This is a genomic window from uncultured Marivirga sp. (assembly GCF_963974845.1).
Taxonomy (GTDB): domain Bacteria; phylum Bacteroidota; class Bacteroidia; order Cytophagales; family Cyclobacteriaceae; genus Marivirga; species Marivirga harenae.
Map to the genome: position 1 here is coordinate 320,367 of NZ_CAXBEQ010000003.1, position 21,799 is coordinate 342,165.

Here is a 21,799-nt window from a genome sequence, read left to right on the forward strand (position 1 = left end):
ACTTTTGTCAATTACGTATGTTTACAATCCCTAAAAATCTCAGTTATGAAAGAGTTTTTAAAGTCTTTCATTCTAAAAGTACTTAGCTAAAACAGTGTGTTTTTAGTATAATTTTGTGGTTATGGTTTACCTCTTTAGCGGTTGAAGTAAGTCTTCCAATCCATTAGTTTTTATTACCCATAATGTTTCCATTTGCATTCCTAATTTTCCAGACGGGAAGCCATCTTTTCTTTTGAACCATTCCAGATAGGAGACTGGCAGATTACAAAGTAAAGTGCCCTTATATTTTCCAAAGGGCATCTTTACTCTGACTAAATCTTTTAGAATTTCAGGATTTAATCCTTCCATTATTTTTTGAAGGTATTGGCTACTACCAAGTCTTTGGTTCCATGACTGTAGTTATAAAAGCCTTCGCCCGATTTAGCTCCCATTTTTCCAGCCTGTACCATATTGATTAGTAGCGGACACGGTCTATATTTAGGGTCACCTAAGCCATCGTGCAATACATTTAAAATACTCAAGCAAACGTCCAATCCAATGAAATCAGCTAACTGCAATGGACCCATAGGATGTGCCATCCCTAATTTCATTACAGAATCAATTTCTTTTACTCCCGCTACACCTTCAAATAAACTGAAAATAGCTTCATTAATCATCGGCATCAAGATTCTGTTAGCAATGAATCCAGGGTAGTCATTTACTTCCTCAGGAATCTTGCCTAGTTTCTTAGACATCTCCATGATTCTATTTGTTACTTCATCGGAAGTCGAGTATCCACGGATAATCTCAACTAATTTCATCACTGGAACTGGATTCATAAAATGCATGCCAATCACTTTTTCTGGTCTATTGGTAACAGAAGCAATTTTTGTGATTGAAATGGAACTGGTGTTAGAAGCTAATATAGTTTTAGCATCACAAACCTCATCTAATTCCTTAAAGATTTTTAGTTTTAAATCAGTATTTTCAGTGGCAGCTTCAACAACCAAATCTGCATTTTTAGCTCCTTTTGATACTTCTGTGAAAGTAGTAATGTTATTTAATGTTTCTGTTTTTTTGGCTTCGTCTATTATTTCTTTTTTGACTTGTCGGTCTAAATTTTTACCAATAGTTGCCATTCCTTTTTCTAGAGCGGCTTCATTGATATCTATTAACGAAACTTTAAAACCATTCTGAGCAAATACATGCGCAATGCCATTGCCCATAGTTCCAGAACCAATTACTGCTATATTTTCCATAGTATATTTTAATTTTTTAAGCTGTGGCAAAGATATAAAATATGCCTTGCCGAAATAACCTGCTTATTGAAAAGATGTTAAATAATTTCTGTAAAAAACAATCCTGTCAGTAACCCTATTTTAAAGATTTTTAATTAATCTTAATTTAGTGTTTGAATAAAACCAATTAGTTTATTGATTGGTACTGAAATTAAAAAAGCCTGATAACTTAATTATTATCAGGCCATTTCATTGTATCATTCGTTAATTTAAAGCTTATTATTCTTCTAACTGAGATAAATATTCTTCCGATGTAATAAGTGATTTTGCTTCTTCATAAGCTTTTTTATCACCTTCGCACTTGAAGCAATATGCTTTAATAAATTGTTTCATATCTGCTAATTCTTCATTTTGGTTGATTTCGATTTTATCTACTTTTCTAACGGCTCTATTATATCTTCCTAAATATGCATCATTCAATAGCATTTTCATTTCAGCTAATGCAATGTTTTCATTACTGTCACTGTTTTTTGTAATTTCTTTGTAATAATTATCGCTTAGTGCAAAGAAACCTCTTTTCAAATCTTCACTGTTTTCCATAGCTAATTCCAAGTAGCTGTCTCCAATAGAAAAATAAGCTTCATCATTGAAGTCTTCACTTAAAGTCAACAATTTTGTGTTAATGCCATTTAAACTTTCCGGTAAGTTTTTTAGTATCTTTTCATAAGGTGCTGAATGACTGTAGCCTGTTTGTTCCCAAACAATCTCACCAGAGGCAGTAACTAAAACGACATGAGGAATTGACCTGACATTGTAGGATCTCGCTAATTCCTTTTCTCTGTCGATATCAATTTTTAAAGGCACGAAATTTTCAGATAATGCCTTAAATTCTTCAGTGTTCCACATGTCACTGTCCATTTTTCGGCATGGTCCGCACCATGTGGCCCAGAAATCCATTAGAATTAATTGGTCTTTTTCCGTTGCAATTGCCTTTGCAATTTTTTCGTTAATTAACCAGCTCACTTGAGAATATGATGTAGAACTTATAGATATTATGAGCGTAATAAATAGGGTTGAAAATTTTTTCATGATTTTTAATTTATTTAATTCAAACTATAAGTTAAGTAGCATAAATTTTTTATCCAAATATTATCTGAATACAATGCTTCTTAATTAGGTTCAATAAGCTTTTTATGCAACAATCTTTTGTCGATTTTATTATGCCATTTACCATTGCCCTGATTATGCTGGGGATTGGATTGGAATTAAAATTTAAAGATTTCCATAGAGTCTTTATCCAACCAAAAGCGGTCATCTCAGGAGTAATTAGTCAAATGCTTATAATGCCTTTGATCGCCTTGTTAATGGTCTATTTTTGGCCAATTGAACCTATTTATAAAGTAGGTCTTATGTTATTAGCTGCTTGTCCAGGAGGTACGGCTTCAAATCTAGTGACGAAGATATTGGGTGGGAGAGTAGCACTTTCTATTTCTATGACTGCTTTCAATAGCTTTATTATTCTTTTTACGATTCCAGCAATTTTGCAATTAAGTTTTTTCTTGTTTTTGGGAAAGGAGCAGACTATTGAATTGAATTTTTGGGAGACGACTGCCACGGTATTTTATACGGTCATTATTCCAGCATCTCTAGGTGTGCTAATTAATGAGTTTACGTCAGAAAATTTCACTAAACCATTGAAAAAGCCATTAAAGATTATTTTGCCTGCATTATTAATAATTGCACTTTTGGCAGTCATATTTTTGGATGAGGATAACAAGGAAATAGATTATTTTAGCCATTTAAATCTTATTATTCCATTACTCTTATTTAATGTGATTACAATGCTGATTGGTTACAGAATCGGCAAGTTCATTGGCTTAAGTCATGAGTCAAATTTTACTATTGCTATTGAGTTAGGTTTACAAAATAGTGTGCTAGCATTATTTATCGCCAATCAAGTTGTGGGAAATGCGGATATAAGCACAATGGCTATTCTATACAGTAGTTTTTCATTTATCTCAACTTTTGGCATCGCTTATTTAATGAAAAACCAATTAATACCTGGTTTCAAAAGCTAAATTTTATCCATTCATAACAATTTCTTCACATCAGTAAGTAATTCATATTGCGCTATTGGATTAATCCTATATATTTACGACCTAAAAATTAATTCATGGCATCAAGAGGAGGTTTTTCTAACCGTTTAGGTTTTATAGCAGCTGCAGCAGGTTCTGCAGTAGGTTTAGGTAACATTTGGAAGTTTCCGTATGAAGTAGGAGAAAATGGAGGAGCTGCATTTTTAGTTATTTATTTAGCTTGTGCATTTTTAATATGCCTACCTATAATGTTGGCTGAAACAGCGATTGGTAGAAATACAAGATTAAACCCGTTCGGAGCATTCAATAAAATTGGAAATCGAAAGTGGGGTCTAGTTGGTTTGCTAGGAGTTTTGTCTGGTATTATGATTCTTAGCTTTTACAATGTAGTAGCAGGTTGGGCTTTTGGTTATTTTATTCAGATTGGTTTTGGCGGTCTACTAAGTAAAGGTGTAAACTATGGCGAATATTTTGGTGGATTTGTTTCGGATATCTGGGATAATCTTCTTTACTCAATAGGATTTATGGTTTTAACCGCCTTGATTGTGGCCGGTGGTGTACAAAAAGGAATTGAAAGGTGGACAAAGATCCTGATGCCATTATTAATTGCAATGATCTTAGGTTTAATTTCTTATGGATTGACTCTAGATGGTGCAATGGACGGATTATCCTTTTACCTCGTCCCTGATTTTGGAGAGATCAACGCCAATACTTTTTACACTGCCTTAGCGCAAGCTTTTTTCTCACTATCGCTAGGTATGGGCGCATTGATTACTTACGGTTCTTATGTAGGTAAAGATGATAGTATAGTAGGAGCTGCTGCTTTGATTACCATTGCAGATATTTCTATTGCTTTTTTAGCGGGATTAATGATCTTCCCATTAGTGTTTAGCCAACCAAGCATTGAAGCTAATGCGGGGCCTGGACTTGTTTTTGTAGCCTTGCCGGGAATATTTGAAACAATGGGGGGCATTGGACCATTTATTGGAGCTTCTTTCTTTTTACTTTTATGTTTTGCGGCACTAACTTCTACTGTATCTTTATTAGAGGTACCAGTTGCATTTGTTACAGATCAATTTAAAACCAATCGTAAACAAACCGTTTACTTGGTAGCAACATTTATTTTCTTTGTAGGATTGCCAACTATGCTTTCACAAGGGGCTTCAGAATTTTTTACCAACTTCACTTATTATGGAGGGGCAGATAAAGATTTCTTTACAGTAATTGAAAATGTCTTTTCTGATTTAGCACTTCCTTTAGGTGGCTTCTTTATTGCGATATTTGCAGGATGGTCTTGGAAAAACAAAGGATTTCAAAAAGAGCTTTATTTTGGCAATGCAACTTTGGAAGGCACCTTTTTAGAGAAGATGATTTTATTCATGGTACGATTTATATCTCCATTTGTAGTAGGGGCAATTTTTATAATAAGCGTTTTACAGATATTCTTTGGAATTAGCCTGTTTTGATTCTTATCAATAAATGCTTTTCTAAAGTATCTTCAAGCAGTTTTTAATTCATTAAAAAATAAAATAGCACTGAGGATTTTCCTTGGTGCTATTTTGTTATTAAGCCGGATTTTTTTCAATAAATCTGTCTAGTTTTTTATTTACAGTTTTTCGAATCTCCTTTTTCATAAAAGGAGTCCAGCCCAATAGATAGCCTGTTGCTCCAAATGCTTGTTGGGTCCACTTCCACATATCAAAGGTGTCTATATGTTCAATTATTTTCCCGTCTTTGAATTTAAATTCGGCCTTTACTTTATTAATGACTTTCCTTTTCCCATAATAATACTCAGCTTCCCATTTAGCCATTCCTATTTCAGTGGTGGCTTCAATGCCAGAAAAAGTGAATCTCGTGTTTTCAGTGTTTTTTGAAAGTAGCATCTCCCACATTTTATTGGCTCTTTTTCCTTCCAATAACCCAAAAACTGGATCTTGAAAGCTAATGGTTTCGTGATAACATGCTACCATTTCATTACTATCTCCAGCAGACAAAGCGGTATAAAATTTATGAATTTGGTCCCTATTGCTCATCCTTCCTGTAAATTATATACATTTTAATTTTTTTCGTTATAGTCGCAATCTTCTAATCACATATGGAAAATAGCAATTACAATTTTCATGTTCTTGTGAAATTCATCAAGTGTGAATTATAGTTTCAAGGAACTGAAATGATCAATTGAATTTACTGTTTATTTGGTAGTTTTACCACCCATTTCAGTAAAAACACTATCAATAGGTTCCCATAGTTCAATCTTGTTTCCTTCTCCATCCATTATGCGAGCAAATTTTCCATAATCAAAGGATTCTATACTGTCAAGGATCGTCACCCCATTATCTTTAAGTTTTTTCACAAGTCCCTCGATATTTTGAACTCTATAATTGATCATGAATTCTTTCTTAGATGGAGAAAAATATTCACTTCCATTTTTGAATGGACTCCATTGCAAATAGTTTATCTCTTCTGGCCTATTTGCGTTCCTGAATTCAAAGCTTGAACCCCATTCATTAGTTTCAAGCCCTAAGTTGTCGGAGTACCACTTCTTAGTTTTTTCTGGATTTTCAGAAAAGAAGAAAATCCCTCCAATTTCTGTCACTTTTGGTGTGGTGTCTCCTCGTAAAAGTGAAGAGCCTGAGTGTTCGTTTTGCTGTGCCATATCATTTGATTTATTATTATCAGTATTACAACTGCTAACTGTGGTCAGAATAAAGAATATTATTGAAGTAGTACTTATCTTTTGCTGCATGAGATGTTTCTAGCGTTTATTATCAATTTAAGCATATTTTCTATATAAATATTTTTAATGTATTAAGTTTTTACTCTGATGATTGAATATGCTTTAGTTTTGTAGAGGGTAGAACGCCAATATGTTCCCCCAGCTAGATTGATACCAAATATGCATTATCCTGTTGAGACTTTCGTGAAGTGTGTATTTTCCAACCATCTACATCAAAACTGGGTCTTAAAGACGATCAAGACTATTTTATTATGAAATCATTCACTGGATTATTTTTTCTTTTGTTTTGTATTTGGTCCTGTGACTTTCATGAGACCCAAACTTCAAAAGATTGTATTTATTCTGCAACAGTTGTCGATCTAACTGGTATGGATGGTTGTGGATTTGTTTTTCAGTTAGACAATGGTGATTACCTTGAGCCTGTTTGGAGATGGGGCTGGTGTGGAACTCCTCCATTGCCAGAAGGCGCAACGGAAGATCCATTATGGAACTTTGATTACGTAGATGGCCAGCGGGTTCGTTTGGGATATGAAACGGCAGAGGAAGGTGGAAGCATCTGTATGGTTGGGGAGCAAGTGTATGTCACATGTCTAGAAGTAATAGGAGAAGAAGCTGTCAGTGTTCGTATTGAATAAGAGATTCAAAGGTCCTTCAGAAGGGCCTGTAGAATGGGATGTTACAACATTAGAGCTTCTCGTCTGTCAATTCTTGATTATCTTTTTGGATTGAATAAGTTGATTGTCCTTACCTATTATGTTGACAATATATAAACCGACTGGGAAATCAGAAATATTAATTGTCAATACTTCTAAATTGGAATCAGTTTTTTTATTGTAAAATTCAGTACCTCTTAAATCAGTTACTCTTATTTCCTCATAATCACTTGAACTCTCAAGTTGTATGAAGTTAGTTGTTGGGTTTGGAAAAATTTTTAAGCTTTTTTCATTTAATGGATCAGAGACAGATAATACCTCATCTTGTAGCGCTACATGTGCATTGATTCGTCCATAGCCGTAATAAATATCAAAACCTGCTTTATCCTCAAGAAAACTTCCGACTTGATCCTCCGCACTATTTCGGATTATTTTCCTAATAGTATTTGGTGTTCTGCTTTGGTCTTGTGATAATAGCAAAGAAACTAAGCCAGTAACCAATGGTGTTGCTTGTGAAGTACCACCCCAATAAGTATCATAATTGGTGTCAGATGTATGGCTCAAGCCATATATGTAATTACCTGGAGCAACCACATCAATATGATTACCAAAATTACTTCCGCTAGATGGGCTCCAGAAAAATGGTGAACTCCGTTCGTCATTTGCATTTGTTGAGCCTACGGCAATCGTGCTTGAATAGCCTGCTGGATAGTAGGTAACATCATTATTTTCGTTCATCATGCATGCTACAACCGTAACACCTTGATTGTAAGCGTATTCTATCGCCTCTTGCATTGATGCTGAAAAGCCAGAGCCTCCTACAGACATATTAATTACATCTGCGCCATTATCAACGGCATAATAAATCGCTTCAGTCCACCAAGAATACAAACCAGAATTGTTTGCGTCTAGAATTTTGCAAGTCATAAGCTTTGCAAATTTATCAACTCCTGCATATCCAATTTCATTATGACCGGCAGCGATAATTCCGCTTACATTGGTTCCATGACCGTGATCATCATAGGGGTCATTATCTTCATTTACAAAATCCCACCCATGCAGATCATCCGTATATCCATTATTGTCGTTGTCAGCCCCATCCATGGTGTCATTAGGATTGCTCCATATTCTTCCGTTAAATTCAGGATGATTCATTCTAAGTCCGGCATCAAGTACAGCAACAGTAATTGAAGAACTTCCCTTTTCTATTTCCCAAGCTAGTTCCATATCAATATCTGCATCTTGAACTGACGGAGATAATTGAAAGGAGCCATCATTAAATAGCCCATATTGTCGCGAAAAATACGGGTCATCGGTTGGCGATGACATTCCTCTTTGCCCCCCGCCTGTGCCAATAAAGTTTGGTTCCACGTATTCAAATAAGTCCGTATTTTCGTAAATATTGATCAATTGATCAATGTTCTTAGCGGATTTAAATTTTAATAGATAAGTATCTTTTTTTTCCTTATTACCAATTAAATTCAATTGATCAAAATCTTGTACACTATTAATTGAATCCAAAAGCTTAATCCCAAATTTCTGATTTATTAGACGATTGTTTGGACTTGTATTTGAGCTCGGTTTTAATTTTACAATTATTTCGTCCGGGGAGTAGTTTTTGACTTCTTGTGAGAAACTCATTTCTACACATAAGAACGATAATAAGATTGATAGGATTCTCATTTTCAATTATTTAAAAGTTGACGACATGAAGCTAATATAACAAATCCTAATCAAATTATGTGCCGTGTTTAGATTTGTAAAAAATTACAAATGATAAATTAGGCACAAATCAAATCTCTATCAATTATCCCTGACATAAGCCTTAATAATCAAATCTTGAGTTGGAGCGGTTGGATCGTTAGAAAACAACGTTATTCTTTTGATCTGAGTGCCTCTTCTTCCTTTGGAATCATAGGTAATGCTTATTTCACCTGATTCATTTGGTCCATAATCCATTTTGGATAATTCTGAAACTGTGCAACCACAAGTGGTTTTGGTTTTTCGAATGTTTAAGGAGTCTTTCCCAGTATTAGTAAATTTAAAACTATGGGTCATTTTTTCCCCCTCGTTAATATGTCCAAAGTCGTATTCTTGCGTTTCAAATACAATATGAGGTGCATTAGCCAGTTCTTCCTCAGTCATGGGAGGAAAGTATTCATTAATGGTGGCTATCACATTTATGGCTTTATTGCTATTCTCTAACTCATCAGTAAAAAGTGTCAAAGGATCATTCATAAAGCCTAAATCAGCCCTTGATTTAGGAAGGTAGTTGATTTCAATTTCAGTGGTTTCCTTAGGTGGAACTATCGCAGGTAGTTTGGTTACTTTGATGAAATCAGCGGAAACAAATCTATCCAAAACCTTAATAGTATCTTCAGTTTGGTTATAGATTTCAATTTGCTTACTTATTGGTTTTTCTGTGGTGATATTTCCAAAGTTAATAAACTTACTTTTTAACCTGATGCCTCCGATTTCAGTACTATATTCATCTTCTATAGTTTTGGGTCTGGGTTGTACATATCCTGCAATCCGCAAGATTTTAGTTTCTGGCTCTCCTGAAGTTCTGATTGTTACCGTTTTGTCAAATTTACCGGGTCTGTTTAACGGGTTGTAGGCAACTTCGATTTTACCTGTATCCCCGGGCATTAAAGCATTTTTCTCCCAAAATGGAGTAGTACAACCACATGAAGCCCTTACAGATGTTAATTTTATAGAATCGGTCCCATCATTTACGAATTTGAAACTATACTCGGCAATCCCTCCTGTTTCTTCTATAGTTCCAAAGTCGTGCTTATCTTCTAGAAATGTGATTTTAGCGGTATTATTTTGTGCAAATACTGTAATGTGGATAAAAAATAGAAAAACAATCGCAGGTGAACTTTTAAGCAAATGAATATTCTTCATAAATTCGTTTTTTGTTATTAACGAAGATAAGCAAATCTTCTTTTTTGAAATCTACAATTCTCAATGAATTTTGTATTTCCTAATAAATGTAGAACAATTCATGAATTTCATTTAAAAAATTATGCCATTTAAAAATACAAGTCTGTTAATATTGCGTCTTGCAGGTGGATTGATGATGCTTACCCATGGTTATCCAAAGTTTATGAAATTACTAAGTGGGGATTTCAGCTTTGCAGATCCTATTGGTTTGGGGGAAGAGGTCAGTCTGTTTGCAACTGTTTTTGCAGAATTTATTTGTTCGATTTTAGTAGTTTTAGGGCTTTACACCCGTTTGGCGAGTGTACCCGTTTTATTCACCATGTTGATTGCCGCTTTAGTAGTCCATGGTGGTGATCCGTTCGGAAAGCAGGAGTTAGGACTACTATATGCAGCAGTTTTTTCTGTTACGGCTTTGAACGGAGGAGGGAATTATAGTTTAGATAAAATCATCAGAAAGAAAAATTTATAAAATGTCACGAATCTTAACGGGTATTCAAAGCTCAGGAAAACCACATTTGGGTAATTTACTAGGCGCTATCATTCCAGCTATTAAATTATCTCAAGATGCAAAAAATGAAAGCTTCTTTTTTATTGCGGATTTACATTCACTAACTACTATTAAAGATGCGGATGTTCGCCAAGATAACGTTAATGCTGTAGCTGCCTCTTGGTTGGCTTTTGGTTTTGATACGGATAAAAATTTATTTTACAGACAGTCGAAAGTTCCACAAGTCACGGAATTGAATTGGTATATGAGCTGTTATACACCTTTTCCTATGTTGGCCAACGCACATTCCTTCAAGGATAAATCGGACCGGTTGGCAGATGTAAATGCTGGGCTATTTACTTATCCTGTATTGATGGCCTGTGATATTATTCTTTATGATGCGGATATTGTGCCTGTTGGTAAAGATCAAAAGCAACATTTGGAAATGACTCGTGATATTGCAAGTGCTTTTAACCATCGTTATGGTGATATTTTCGTATTGCCCGAGGCTAGAATCGATGAGCAAATTATGACCATCCCTGGAACAGACGGACAGAAAATGAGCAAGTCGTATGGTAATACCATAGATATTTTCCAAACGGATAAGAAGCTCCGTAAAAATGTAATGCAAATTATTACGGACAGTACGCCTATGGAAGAACCAAAAAATCCTGATACTTGCAATGTCTTTAATATTTATAAATTATTAGCTTCAGAAGCTCAGATTGCTGAAATGCGACAAAACTATGAAGCTGGGAACTATGGTTATGGTCATGCCAAACAAGCTCTATATGAATTGATAGTTGAAAAATTTGTTAAAGAAAGAGCACTCTTCAATCATTATATGGAGAATTTAGATGAGCTCCATAAAAAATTAGAAAAGGGAGAAGAAAAAGCAACTGAAATTGCTACGAAAACTATTGGGAGGGTGCGTAAGGTGTTAGGATATTGAATGAATAAGCACGGGTAGACATCTTAGCATTTTGAATTTCAAGTAACATTTAGAAAGTCTAGAATCTGAAGGAAAACATGGATCATATTATTAAAATAGCGGGCGAATTAAATGTTCGTCCTCAACAAGTTAAAGCAGTTGTGGAATTATTGGATGGGGGAGCTACCGTACCCTTTATTTCTCGTTACCGAAAAGAAATGACAGGTAGTCTGGATGAGGTTGCAGTTGCTGATGTCAGGGATAGAGTACAGCAATTACGTGATTTAGATAAAAGGAGAGAGGCTATCCTTAAATCCATTAAAGAGCAAGAAAAACTGACTCCTGAATTGGAGAAGGAAATCAATGCGGCCGAAACGATGGCTAAGTTGGAAGATATTTATTTGCCATACAAGCCGAAAAGAAGAACCAAAGCTACAATTGCCAGAGAAAAAGGCCTGGAGCCTTTAGCAAAACTTGTTTTTGAACAAGGCAGCATTGATCTAGAAGCTGAGGCAGCCAAATTTATTGATGAAGAAAAAGAAGTGGCAGATGTTGAGGCTGCTTTGCAAGGTGCTAGAGATATCATTGCAGAATGGGCTAATGAGAACGCGGAAGTTAGAACCGACATTCGTAAGCTATTTTTAGAAAAAGGGAAATTCAAATCTAAAGTGCTCAGCGGAAAAGAAACAGAAGGTCAGAAGTACAAAGATTACTTTGAATGGGAAGAAAATGTTAAAACTGCTCCTTCCCATAGAGTTTTGGCCATGCGAAGAGGAGAGAAGGAGATGATTTTAATGCTGGATATCAGTCCGGAGGAGGAAGATGCAATTTTTATAATGGAAAAGCATTTTGTAAAGGGTGAAAATGAAGCAGCAGAGCAGGTAAAATTGGCTGTTACAGATGCTTACAAACGCTTACTGAAACCTAGTATGGAGACTGAAATTCGTATTTTCACCAAGAAAAAGGCCGATGAAGAAGCAATCAAAGTGTTCTCAGATAACCTAAGACAACTTTTATTGGCAGCTCCAATGGGGAGGAAAAATGTGATGGCTGTTGACCCGGGCTTTAGAACGGGTTGCAAATTGGTTTGCCTTGATAGACAAGGAAAATTATTGTTTAATGAAGCCATCTATCCGCATGAGCCACAAAGACAAACTGCAAAGGCTGCAGCTTTGATATTACAATTAGTAGAAAAATATAATGTAGAAGCTATAGCTATAGGAAATGGTACTGCAGGTCGAGAAACTGAAAAATTTGTTAATTCGATAGGATTGCCAAATTCAATAACTGTAGTCATGGTAAATGAGAGCGGGGCTTCTGTTTATTCAGCCTCAGAAGTAGCAAGAGAAGAGTTTAAGGAGTATGATTTAACAGTTCGGGGAGCAGTCTCTATTGGAAGAAGATTAATGGACCCATTGGCTGAATTGGTTAAAATAGATGCTAAATCAATAGGAGTAGGGCAGTATCAACATGATGTTGATCAAAATCAGTTAAAAGCTGGTTTGGATGATACGGTTGTAAGCTGTGTGAATAATGTGGGTGTCGAATTAAATACTGCCAGTAAACAGTTGTTGACTTATGTTTCTGGCTTGGGACCTTCCATAGCTGAAAATATAGTAAAATACAGAAATGAAAATGGTGCTTTCAAGAGCAAAGAAGAATTGAGGAAAGTACCTCGCTTGGGAGACAAAGCCTTTGAGCAAGCGGCAGGATTTGTACGAATTAGCGATGCCAAGAATCCTTTGGATAGCAGTGCAGTTCACCCGGAGCGATTTGCACTTGTCAATAAGATGGCCAAAGATGTGAATGCAACCATTGCTGATTTGATGGGAAGAAAAGAACTGAGGGAAAAATTGGATATGAAGAGCTATGTGACGGAAACCGTTGGACTTCCAACCCTACAAGATATTATGCAGGAATTGGCCAAGCCAGGTCGAGATCCGAGAGAGCAATTTGAAGCTTTTTCATTTACAGAGGGAATTAATGAAATAAGGGATTTGAGAGTAGGGATGAAACTTCCAGGCATTATTACTAATATTACGAATTTTGGGGCATTTGTAGATGTTGGCGTACATCAAGATGGACTAGTACATGTAAGTCATATAGCTGATAAATTTGTAAGTAACCCAGCTGAAGTGGTAAATGTGGCGCAAAAAGTGGAAGTAACAGTTTTGGAAGTAGATGAGGCAAGAAAGCGAATATCGTTTTCGATGAAAAAGGATCCTTTTAAGCAACAGTCAAAAGAAGAAAAACCAAAAGGAAAGTTCAAGAAAAAACAGGAAGAAAAAGAAGTGGAAGGAGATTTGCAGGCTAAATTAGCAGCCTTGAAAGGAAAATTTGGATAAGTATAAGAAAAGCACTCATCATCCGTCAGGATGATGGGTCTTGATTTAAGTATTATTGAAGAATTAAATTGATTTAAGAATTCTGTACTGTAATAGACTTAAATGTACTTATTTGAAATCCGTCATCTTATTATTTCGCTTAATGAACTCTAATTAAAAATTTAGCAGGGTTTTAACCCCTAGTTTGAGTCTTGTTGCTTTTCATTTTATCCGATTTCTACTAGTACATCGTAGTGGATTCATGGCATTCTTTCGAGATGATTTTCAACCGATTCCCAATCAAATCCTTATTCCAGTAAAGGAAATATCGTCAGTCTGCTCCCGATCACTTTTCCATTCAGTAATGGCTTTTTCCAGTTTTAACTTCTGCTGCTCAAAAGGTAGTAGTTTTATATCATCCAAAATTAAGCTCAGCCTCTTTCTCATAAATTTTTTATCCTCTTTCCCACCGAATTGATCCACATAGCCATCGGTATAAAAATAAATCTGGGCGTCATCTTCAAGATTTAGCTTTTTGTTTCTAGCATTTTTAAATTCCGATTCTTTAAATCCACCGATCGAGAATCTTTCTCCTTTGTATGTTCTCCATTCCTCTTTCTGGAATACTAACATATCTATTCCAGCACCAGAAAAGGTGAGTTCTCGTGATTTTGAATCTATACAAAATAGTGCAATGTCCAATCCATCATTGGATGAATTGCCTTTGTATTGCAGACTGCTCAAGACGGCTTCATCTAATAAATTCAAGATATTGGCGCAATCATGTTCATCTTGTTGGATGACGATGCTATTCAACAAATCATTGGCCATGACTGTCATAAATGCTCCTGGAATACCGTGTCCAGTACAATCAGCAAGAGCGAAAAATATTTTATCATCCTTTTTAGTAAACCAATAAAAATCACCACTGACTATTGATTTTGGCATATATAGCATGAAAAACTCATGAAAAACAGATTTGATCTGGTTTAGATCGGGTAGTATCGCTTGTTGTATATGTTGTGCATACCAGATACTTTTCATGATTTCAGAACTAGCTTCCTCTAAAGCATGTTTCTGATCTAGAATATTATCCCTCTGAGCAGCAATTTCATCTCGATTTTCTTTTATTTCAGATTTTTGTAAATTGATTTCTTCATTTTTTAGCTGGAGGACTTTATGTGATTTGTTTTTGATTTGAAATCGGTTGTAACTGATAAATGCCACCACAGCCAACATAATTCCTAGGGCAATCAGAAAGTAATTTGTGTATTCCCTTCTTGTCAATTGCAAGCTAGTAATCTCTGCTTTATTCGTCAGTAGTTGAATTTCTTTTTCTTTAGACTGGATTTCAAAGTTCTTTTCTAGCTGTGATACTTTACTATTAAAATCTTGGTTAAAAATAGAATCGTTTAAAGCCTTGTATTTCTTATATGCCGATAAAGATTTTTCAAATTGTGCATTGTTTTCATAGATTTCAGACAAGCCTTTGTAGGATTCCCTCAAAACATCCAAAGCTTCAACTTCAATAGCGGAATTTACAGCTCTTTGAAAGTATTTGCTCGCTTTGTCATAGTCTTTTACTCTCAAATAGCTTTGCGCCAGACTTTTGACGATATAGGTTTTATCAAAGTGTTTCTCTCCTTTAGGTACAGCCAGTAAAGCTTTTTCAATGTAATATACTGCTGAATCTTGATCTCCGAAATCTTTGTGGTAAATGCCAATATTGTGTAGGGAATTATAAATTCCAACAGGATCATTTAGCCTTTTATCAATCAAATAGCACTTTCGAAAGTACTGAATAGCTTTTTCAGGCTTTTCCATTTTGAGATATAGTAATCCCAAATTGCTCATAGTGGTGGAAATTCCAAGGGAGTCTTGGAAGGACTCTTTCAATTTTAGAGACTCTTCATAGTAATCTGCTGATTTATCTAGTCTCCCGATTTCATCGTAGATAATCCCTACATTGTTCATCGCTCTGGATAAGGAGGGTAGATTATCTAATTCCTTTTCCAACTCTAAGACCTTCAAAAAATATTCTAAGGTTTTTTCGTAAGCGCCTAAACCGTAGTATGAAATTCCCAGATTATTTAATAACTGAATTTCAGAATATACATCCTCTATTTTTCTAGCTAAATCTAATCCGAGCTGACCATAAAAAATCGCCTGAGACGGTTCCGAAGTACTCATATTATAAAGTAGGTCTTTATATATGTTTACCCGAGTGCTGTCTGCAATCTCCGCCTTCAATACATTCTTAAGACTGTCTGTTTGGTCGTTGGCAAAGGAAATTGCAGGAAACACAAAAAATAAGAAAATCACTATTCTTACCAGCATATATTTAATATTAAAGCTTAATCACTTCAATTTATTATAAATATACTCTCAAAACAATATTAAGCTTTTAATCCTTTACTTTTAGTTTTCAGTATACCAATTCCTCAATCTTACTTCTATATCTTTATTCGTAGAATTAATTACAGATTTGAATTTTTCTACATCTGCAAAACCTCCCTGTCCTCTGAAATGAAAAGGATAAACAATTTTAGGTTGAAATTCCAATACGGCATCAGAGGCTTGTTCAATTGACATAGTATAGGGTAAATTCATGCATACAAAAGCGATATCAATATTTTTCAAGGCTCGCATTTCAGGAATATCTTCAGTATCTCCAGAAATATAAATCACTTTATCAGCAATATTCAATAAATAACCATTTCCCCTTCCTTTGGGGTGCCTACTTTCAGCATCAACGGGAAGGTTGTACATAGGGACGGCAGTTATTTTAATACCCTTGAAAGATGTGCTGTTATCATTGTTTAAAATTTCTATTTCGGAATTATCAATTCCTTCCATTTGTTTTGCCACCGCTTCAGGAACTACAAAATGAGATTTTTTAGTATTGAGGGCAGTTAACGTTTTTTTATTTAAGTGATCTCCGTGGATATCAGTAATCAAAATTAAATCAGCATCATTAAGCCCTTTGAAGCCTTCTGCGCCTCCGTAGGGATCCACATAAATTGTAAACTCTTTATATTCAAGGGCCAAGGTTCCATGCACAATTGGATGAATTTTAATATCTCCATCATTTGTTTTAATTATATCTTGTCCATTTAAATTTAAAGTAATGAAGCAGCAGAATACGAGAATAATATTTTTCATAGATTTTTATTTTTACAAACCTTCAGCAAGGATTTTTGTTAAACCGTCCATCACCATTAAATGGTCATACGTTCTTTTTTGTGGCAATCGTAACAATAACAATTTACTTTATTTTTCAACAATCCTGATTTTAAAATGGATTTACCTAAAAGAGCTCTTACTGATTCCTGGATTCCTTCCGTGATAGAAGGATGTGGATGCACACACTCAGCCAATTCCTCAATCCCTTTGTTCATACTAATTAAAAGTGCTACAGCTTGAATTGCAGCAGAAGCTTGTTCACCGACTACTCTCATTCCCAATATCTTCATTTCTTCATCATCAGTCACTAGCAGTTTAATAAAACCTTGTGTGTTTCGTTTGGCAACGGCTCTGGCGATGGTGGAATAATCAGTAGTTACAACTTTATAATTCAATCCCTTTTCTTGAGCTGCCTTTTCATTATAACCTACGCCTGCGACTTCAGGATTTAGAAACATTATGGTACTGATATTTTCGTATACAAGCTTCTTGCGTGGATTACCAAATATTTTTTCAACTGCATATCTCCCTTCTAGTTCTCCAACATTCACCAAGTTGATGTCTGCCGTGATGTCTCCAACCGCAAAAATATTCCTCACGGATGTCTTGGTGTCATCATCTTCTACGCCTCTTTGCCCCATTTTGACACGAACAGCATCTTCCCACAAATTCTCATAGTTGGGAACCCTCCCTACGGACACCAGCGCTTTGTCTACTTCAAAAGATTCTTGGTGCCCGTCCAAAAAATTCAATGTATAGCTAACTTTTCCATTTTTTCTCTCGATATGAGATAGGGAAGAGTTTCTATGAATGTGCACGCCCTGCATTTCTAAATTTTTCTCAATTACAGAAACAACATCTGGGTCTTCAAATGGAAGAATTGAATCTCCCTTATCTATTAGATACACTTTTGTTTGGCCAAAGCCAGAAAAAATGGTTGCATACTCACAACCTATAACTCCGGCTCCAACGATAACCATGCTCTTAGGAAAGCCATCCATTAATTCAATGCCATCACTAGTCAGAATATGTTCCTCATCTACTGGAATATTAGGCAAATACCTGGGCCTGCTACCAGTGGCAATAATTATGTAGTCAGTTTCAACAGCTAATCGCTCCTGCTGGGTTTCAATTTCTACAATATGATCACTAACAATGCATGCTTCTCCTTCAATGAAATTGATGTATGGACTGTATTTTGAATTATTCTGAAGTTCTGTCAGATGGCTGGATAATAAATGAACCCTTTCTTTTACTGCATTTTGAACTTCCAATTGAATTTCCTCCCACACGGCTTTAGGAGGCTCAAGATGATAGCGATCCAAATTCTTGCGAAATGCTAACATATCGCGGGATAGTTCCCATAACGTTTTAGAAGATAATGCACCATTGGTAATACCGGCTCCTCCTAAAACATTTTTTTCAATTAGAAGTGTCTTTTTCTTTAAATCTACTGCCCTCATGGCTGCAGCGTAACCAGAAGGGCCAGCTCCAATAATCACTAAATCATAACGCTCCATAAATACATTTCATTTACACAGCAATATAAAAATTTATGAGGATATAACTCTATTTAATGGCGAAGACTAAGTTAATTGTATCAATCAAACAACTCTTTAACATTCGTTTCAATTTTTTCTGACAGTTCTCCAGTAGGTAGGTCATTCACATCGCCTCCAAAAGGTTCTTCAATTTCTTCAGCTATTAACTCAACACTGATCAAAATGAAAAAGATGAATAAAACTATAGGAATCGTCATGTAATGAAACTCTGTAATAAATGCGAGTGGTAGTGTAATTGTGTAAGTAAAGATAAATTTCTTAATAAACATGCTGTAAGAATAGGGGATAGGTGTATTTTTTATTCTTTCGCAGCCCCCCAAGATATCTGAAAACTCTTTCATCTCTTTATCTAAAACAAAAAATTGATGAGGGCTTAACTTGTTTTCAGTCAATAGCTTATTAAGCTTTTGATACATCAAGGAAGTAATTGCATTAGGTATATGCTCCTTCTTAGTTAATTCATGTAGAATTTCCTCATCAACTAATTTCAAGTGCTTCGGTTTTATACCTTTCCTTAAGTGATCTCTTAAGGCAAATGCAAAAGCCGGAATTAATCCTTTAAAAAATGCTCTGTCTTTATCATTTTCTTTTGGAATAAAAGCATTTATTTTGGAAGCCAGATTTCTGGAATTATTCAATAGCAATCCCCACAATTTTCTTCCTTCATACCATCTGTCGTAGGCAGAATTGACTCTAAAAACCAAGAATAAACCCAAAACTATACCTAACAGCGAGTGCACCACGGTTGTACTATTGAATTCTAATTTAAAGTAATCTTCTAACAAGAAAGTAACAATTCCAGTGTATGCTCCCATTATCAATAAAGCGGGCATCAAAGTTTTAACGACTTGTCTACTATAGGTATGAAAAATTAGACCTAACCAGTTTTTGGGATTGTATTTAATCATAATTCTTTTTGAATGATCTTTCCATAAAAATTTGATTACAATTATAGGGAAATTATGTTGACTTTAAATTTTCCTTAATAAATTTAGAGATTTAACACTTAGTTTAATTAACGACTTATATGAAATATAGCCTACTATTCTTTTTGGTTTTATATCTTCAATCCGTTAGCGCCCAGATCACACCCCAAAAAATTGATATTGTTCGAGATCAGTGGGGTGTGGCACATATTTATGCTGAAACTGATGCAGAAGTAGCCTACGGATTAGCTTGGGCTCATGCAGAGGATGATTTTAAAACGATTCAATCAACATTGATTGCCGGTAAACTGATGGCAGGACAACAATTCGGGAAAGATGGAGCAGGAATTGATTTTTTTACACAATTTATTGGTGCTCCCGATCTTGTTGAAAAGGAGAAGAACGAATTATCGCCAGAGTTTAGAGCCCTATTGGACGGGTATATTCAAGGAATTAATGCTTATGCCGAAAAGCACCATAAAGAAGTACTGCATAGAAAATTGTTTCCGGTAATCGAAGATGATATGCTGACCGCCTTTGTTTTATCATTATCATCCATGAGTGGGGTAGATAAAATTGTAGGAGATATAGCTGCTAACAAGAAATTCAATAATCCGTATATTGGTATTGGTTCAAACGGCATCGCTATCAGCAAAACTAAAACAACTACAGGTGAAAGCTTTTTGGCCGTGAATTCCCATCAACCCTTTGAAGGACCAGCAAGTTGGTATGAAGTTCATATGCACAGTGAAGATGGATTGAATATGCTAGGCTCACTCTTTCCTGCTAGTCCTACTATTTTCCATGGAGTAAATGAAAATTTGGGCTGGGCACATACAGTGAATCACCCTGATAAAATGGATGTTTATCAATTAAGAATGCATAATGAAAAAAAAGAGCATTACTATTTTGATGGTGAAGTTTTGGCATTAGAAAAGCGAAAAGCCAAGCTTAAGGTGAAGATATTGGGAATATCTATTCCGATTTCCAAAACTTATTACAATAGTGTTTATGGTCCTGTTTTAGAAAATAAAAATGGTTTTTTTGCTGTAAGCTTCAGCTCGAATAAGAATTTGAAAGCCATTCAGCAATGGTATGAAATGACCAAAACTAAAAATTTTGAAGAATTTCAATCAGTCATTTCACGCTTAGAGCTTCCAGACTTTAATGTTGTTTATGCAGATAGAGACCATCACATTTACTATGTTAGCAATGCTAAATTACCACTGCGTAATACTAATTATAGGTGGGATAAGGTATTGCCTGGAGATACTTCTGCCACCTTGTGGAATCAGTATCATTCCTATGATGAACTACCTAGCTACCTCGATCCTGCATCAGGATATTTATTCAATATGAATAATACTCCATTTAATGCTACTGCATACGAAGAAAATCTGGATTCCTTGGATTTTCCATCAGAAATGGGATTTTCTATAAAGGATAACAATAGGAGTGTTCGTTTCCAAAGCTTAATCAGTAAGAAAGTGAAATTGAGTTATCAGGATTTCAAAAGGATAAAATTTGATATTCAATATCCAGATCAATTTCAATTTGTTGAAGATGTTAATATCATTTTCAGCTTAACGCCTGAGGATTATCCTGAAATAGAAGAATATTTGACCATTCTTCAGAAATGGGATCGAAAAGCGGAAAGTGAAAGCGTGGGTGCCGGATTGATGAAAGTGTTAATCACACATGCAAAAGGAAAAAAGATCGATAAAGCTAAAGGTGTTGAAATTGTTAAAAAATCCCAATCCCAATTGATAGCTGAATTTGGCACCATTCAAGTCCCGCTTAGCAAACTGCAGGTACATAAGCGTGGAGAAACAGAAATGCCTATAGAGGGTTTACCTGATGTGATTGCACCAATGTACACTAATAAGTTCGGAGATGGCTTAAAGGAAAAGACCTATGTAGGAGAATCTTATATTTTACTGGCTCGATTTGGTGAGGGTTTACCAAAATTGGAATCTATTATGCCGTATGGGGCTTCTTCCAAGCCTGAAAGTCCTCATTATACGGATCAAATGGAAATGTTTGTCAATAAGGATTTAAAACCAATGACTTTAGATAAAGAAGAGATTTATAAAAATGCAGCTAAAATCTATCATCCTCAGGTTGAATGACAGTTTCCATATAGTGTTCCATATCGAATTCAGATAGGATTGTAGTCTTTTTTAAATACAAAGGATGCCTGGGATGACCAGCTTTCAAATGTTCTCCAGCCGAAAGCCATTGACAATCGTAAAATTGACTCATATTGAAAATATCTGATAGACAATGCTTTAAAAAAGGTCTTGAATCAATAAGATTTCCCCATGCTGCCCATATAAATACCTCATCCTCTTCAAGATAAGATTCAATAATCTCTAGGTTCTGTTCATGGTATTTCTTTTCAATTTTGTGATGAAGCAATTTTGCATCGGCACTTCTTTGAGGATAAAGGTTGAGCATAATCCAACTATCAAATTGATTATTAAGAGCAATTCTTTCAACAGATGAAACTGTACCATCATACTGTTCTGGTTTTGCTTGACTAGGATTTACGCCAATGCATATCAAGGTCTTTTTTCCTTTTTTACCTAAGGAATAGCGGTAATTTCCCGTTTTGTCTGTCTCATAAATCCAGTCCATAATTCAAGATAACTAATATTTGAAAAGGAAGTCAGTACCTTTTCAGTATTTTTTACAAGTTTTTGAAGTATGGATGATTCTTTAAGTTAAGAATCATATT

Annotated in this window: 19 protein-coding genes; 7 read left to right on the plus strand and 12 right to left on the minus strand. The window is 35.2% G+C overall.

Annotation, left to right across the window (positions count from 1 at the left end):
• Window positions 1-126: 126 nt before the first annotated feature.
• The 3 genes from AAC601_RS08940 to AAC601_RS08950 form a co-directional block, all read right to left on the minus strand.
• Complete coding sequence (locus AAC601_RS08940; protein ID WP_303268853.1) at window positions 127-348, minus strand: DUF3820 family protein; 222 nt, start codon at window positions 346-348, stop codon at window positions 127-129.
• Window positions 348-1,238 (minus strand): 3-hydroxybutyryl-CoA dehydrogenase, encoded by an 891-nt coding sequence (locus tag AAC601_RS08945; protein ID WP_303268854.1) that lies wholly within the window; start codon window positions 1,236-1,238, stop codon window positions 348-350. The genes AAC601_RS08940 and AAC601_RS08945 overlap by 1 nt, the downstream gene beginning before the upstream one ends.
• Window positions 1,239-1,496: 258 nt before the next feature.
• Window positions 1,497-2,306 carry a thioredoxin domain-containing protein gene (locus AAC601_RS08950; protein WP_340153045.1) on the minus strand — a complete coding sequence of 270 codons (810 nt, stop codon included), beginning with the start codon at window positions 2,304-2,306 and terminating at the stop codon, window positions 1,497-1,499.
• Between the two features lie 104 nt (window positions 2,307-2,410).
• Here AAC601_RS08950 and AAC601_RS08955 point away from each other — a divergent pair, with 104 nt between their 5' ends.
• Both AAC601_RS08955 and AAC601_RS08960 read left to right on the plus strand, forming a co-directional pair.
• Entirely contained in the window at window positions 2,411-3,295 is an 885-nt protein-coding gene (locus tag AAC601_RS08955; RefSeq protein ID WP_303268856.1) for a hypothetical protein, read from the plus strand.
• 95 nt (window positions 3,296-3,390) lie between these two features.
• The gene (locus AAC601_RS08960) at window positions 3,391-4,779 is read left to right on the plus strand and encodes a sodium-dependent transporter (RefSeq protein ID WP_303268857.1); all 1,389 of its coding nucleotides are present in this window, start codon (window positions 3,391-3,393) and stop codon (window positions 4,777-4,779) included.
• Window positions 4,780-4,878: 99 nt separating this feature from the next.
• Here AAC601_RS08960 and AAC601_RS08965 read toward each other — a convergent pair whose 3' ends face one another.
• Together AAC601_RS08965 and AAC601_RS08970 are read right to left on the minus strand one after the other, a co-directional pair.
• Window positions 4,879-5,346 (minus strand): nuclear transport factor 2 family protein, encoded by a 468-nt coding sequence (locus AAC601_RS08965; protein WP_340153046.1) that lies wholly within the window; start codon window positions 5,344-5,346, stop codon window positions 4,879-4,881.
• Between the two features lie 158 nt (window positions 5,347-5,504).
• On the minus strand, window positions 5,505-6,059 hold the full coding sequence (locus AAC601_RS08970) for a VOC family protein (RefSeq protein WP_340153047.1): 555 nt from the start codon (window positions 6,057-6,059) through the stop codon (window positions 5,505-5,507).
• Window positions 6,060-6,301: 242 nt separating this feature from the next.
• Between AAC601_RS08970 and AAC601_RS08975 the strand changes: the two genes are divergently transcribed.
• Entirely contained in the window at window positions 6,302-6,685 is a 384-nt protein-coding gene (locus AAC601_RS08975; RefSeq protein ID WP_340153048.1) for a hypothetical protein, read from the plus strand.
• A 66-nt stretch (window positions 6,686-6,751) separates the two neighbouring features.
• On the opposite strand, the gene AAC601_RS08980 is transcribed toward AAC601_RS08975, so the two are convergent.
• Both AAC601_RS08980 and AAC601_RS08985 read right to left on the minus strand, forming a co-directional pair.
• Entirely contained in the window at window positions 6,752-8,386 is a 1,635-nt protein-coding gene (locus AAC601_RS08980; protein WP_340153049.1) for a S8 family serine peptidase, read from the minus strand.
• Between the two features lie 120 nt (window positions 8,387-8,506).
• Entirely contained in the window at window positions 8,507-9,610 is a 1,104-nt protein-coding gene (locus AAC601_RS08985; RefSeq protein WP_303268863.1) for a DUF1573 domain-containing protein, read from the minus strand.
• A gap of 121 nt (window positions 9,611-9,731) precedes the next feature.
• Here AAC601_RS08985 and AAC601_RS08990 point away from each other — a divergent pair, with 121 nt between their 5' ends.
• The 3 genes from AAC601_RS08990 (at window position 9,732) to AAC601_RS09000 (ending at window position 13,412) form a co-directional block, all read left to right on the plus strand.
• Window positions 9,732-10,118, plus strand: a complete 387-nt coding sequence (locus tag AAC601_RS08990) for a DoxX family protein (protein WP_340153050.1) — start codon at window positions 9,732-9,734, stop codon at window positions 10,116-10,118.
• 1 nt (window position 10,119) lies between these two features.
• Window positions 10,120-11,088 carry a tryptophan--tRNA ligase gene (gene trpS / locus AAC601_RS08995; protein WP_303268865.1) on the plus strand — a complete coding sequence of 323 codons (969 nt, stop codon included), beginning with the start codon at window positions 10,120-10,122 and terminating at the stop codon, window positions 11,086-11,088.
• Window positions 11,089-11,165: 77 nt separating this feature from the next.
• Entirely contained in the window at window positions 11,166-13,412 is a 2,247-nt protein-coding gene (locus AAC601_RS09000; RefSeq protein ID WP_303268867.1) for a Tex family protein, read from the plus strand.
• A gap of 279 nt (window positions 13,413-13,691) precedes the next feature.
• Here AAC601_RS09000 and AAC601_RS09005 read toward each other — a convergent pair whose 3' ends face one another.
• The 4 genes from AAC601_RS09005 to AAC601_RS09020 all read right to left on the minus strand — a co-directional run bounded on the left by AAC601_RS09005 (window position 13,692) and on the right by AAC601_RS09020 (window position 19,044).
• Window positions 13,692-15,728 (minus strand): tetratricopeptide repeat protein, encoded by a 2,037-nt coding sequence (locus tag AAC601_RS09005; protein ID WP_303268869.1) that lies wholly within the window; start codon window positions 15,726-15,728, stop codon window positions 13,692-13,694.
• A gap of 81 nt (window positions 15,729-15,809) precedes the next feature.
• Window positions 15,810-16,553 carry an MBL fold metallo-hydrolase gene (locus AAC601_RS09010; protein WP_340153051.1) on the minus strand — a complete coding sequence of 248 codons (744 nt, stop codon included), beginning with the start codon at window positions 16,551-16,553 and terminating at the stop codon, window positions 15,810-15,812.
• A gap of 56 nt (window positions 16,554-16,609) precedes the next feature.
• Window positions 16,610-18,094, minus strand: coding sequence for an NAD(P)/FAD-dependent oxidoreductase (locus tag AAC601_RS09015; protein WP_303268875.1), 1,485 nt, complete (start codon window positions 18,092-18,094; stop codon window positions 16,610-16,612).
• 80 nt (window positions 18,095-18,174) lie between these two features.
• The gene (locus AAC601_RS09020) at window positions 18,175-19,044 is read right to left on the minus strand and encodes a bestrophin family ion channel (protein ID WP_303268877.1); all 870 of its coding nucleotides are present in this window, start codon (window positions 19,042-19,044) and stop codon (window positions 18,175-18,177) included.
• A 119-nt stretch (window positions 19,045-19,163) separates the two neighbouring features.
• Here AAC601_RS09020 and AAC601_RS09025 point away from each other — a divergent pair, with 119 nt between their 5' ends.
• Entirely contained in the window at window positions 19,164-21,191 is a 2,028-nt protein-coding gene (locus AAC601_RS09025; protein WP_303268879.1) for a penicillin acylase family protein, read from the plus strand.
• Here the strand turns inward: AAC601_RS09025 and AAC601_RS09030 are convergent.
• Window positions 21,163-21,699 (minus strand): DUF1643 domain-containing protein, encoded by a 537-nt coding sequence (locus AAC601_RS09030; protein WP_303268881.1) that lies wholly within the window; start codon window positions 21,697-21,699, stop codon window positions 21,163-21,165. The two genes, AAC601_RS09025 and AAC601_RS09030, sit on opposite strands and share 29 nt — an antisense overlap.
• Between the last annotated feature and the right edge of the window lie 100 nt (window positions 21,700-21,799).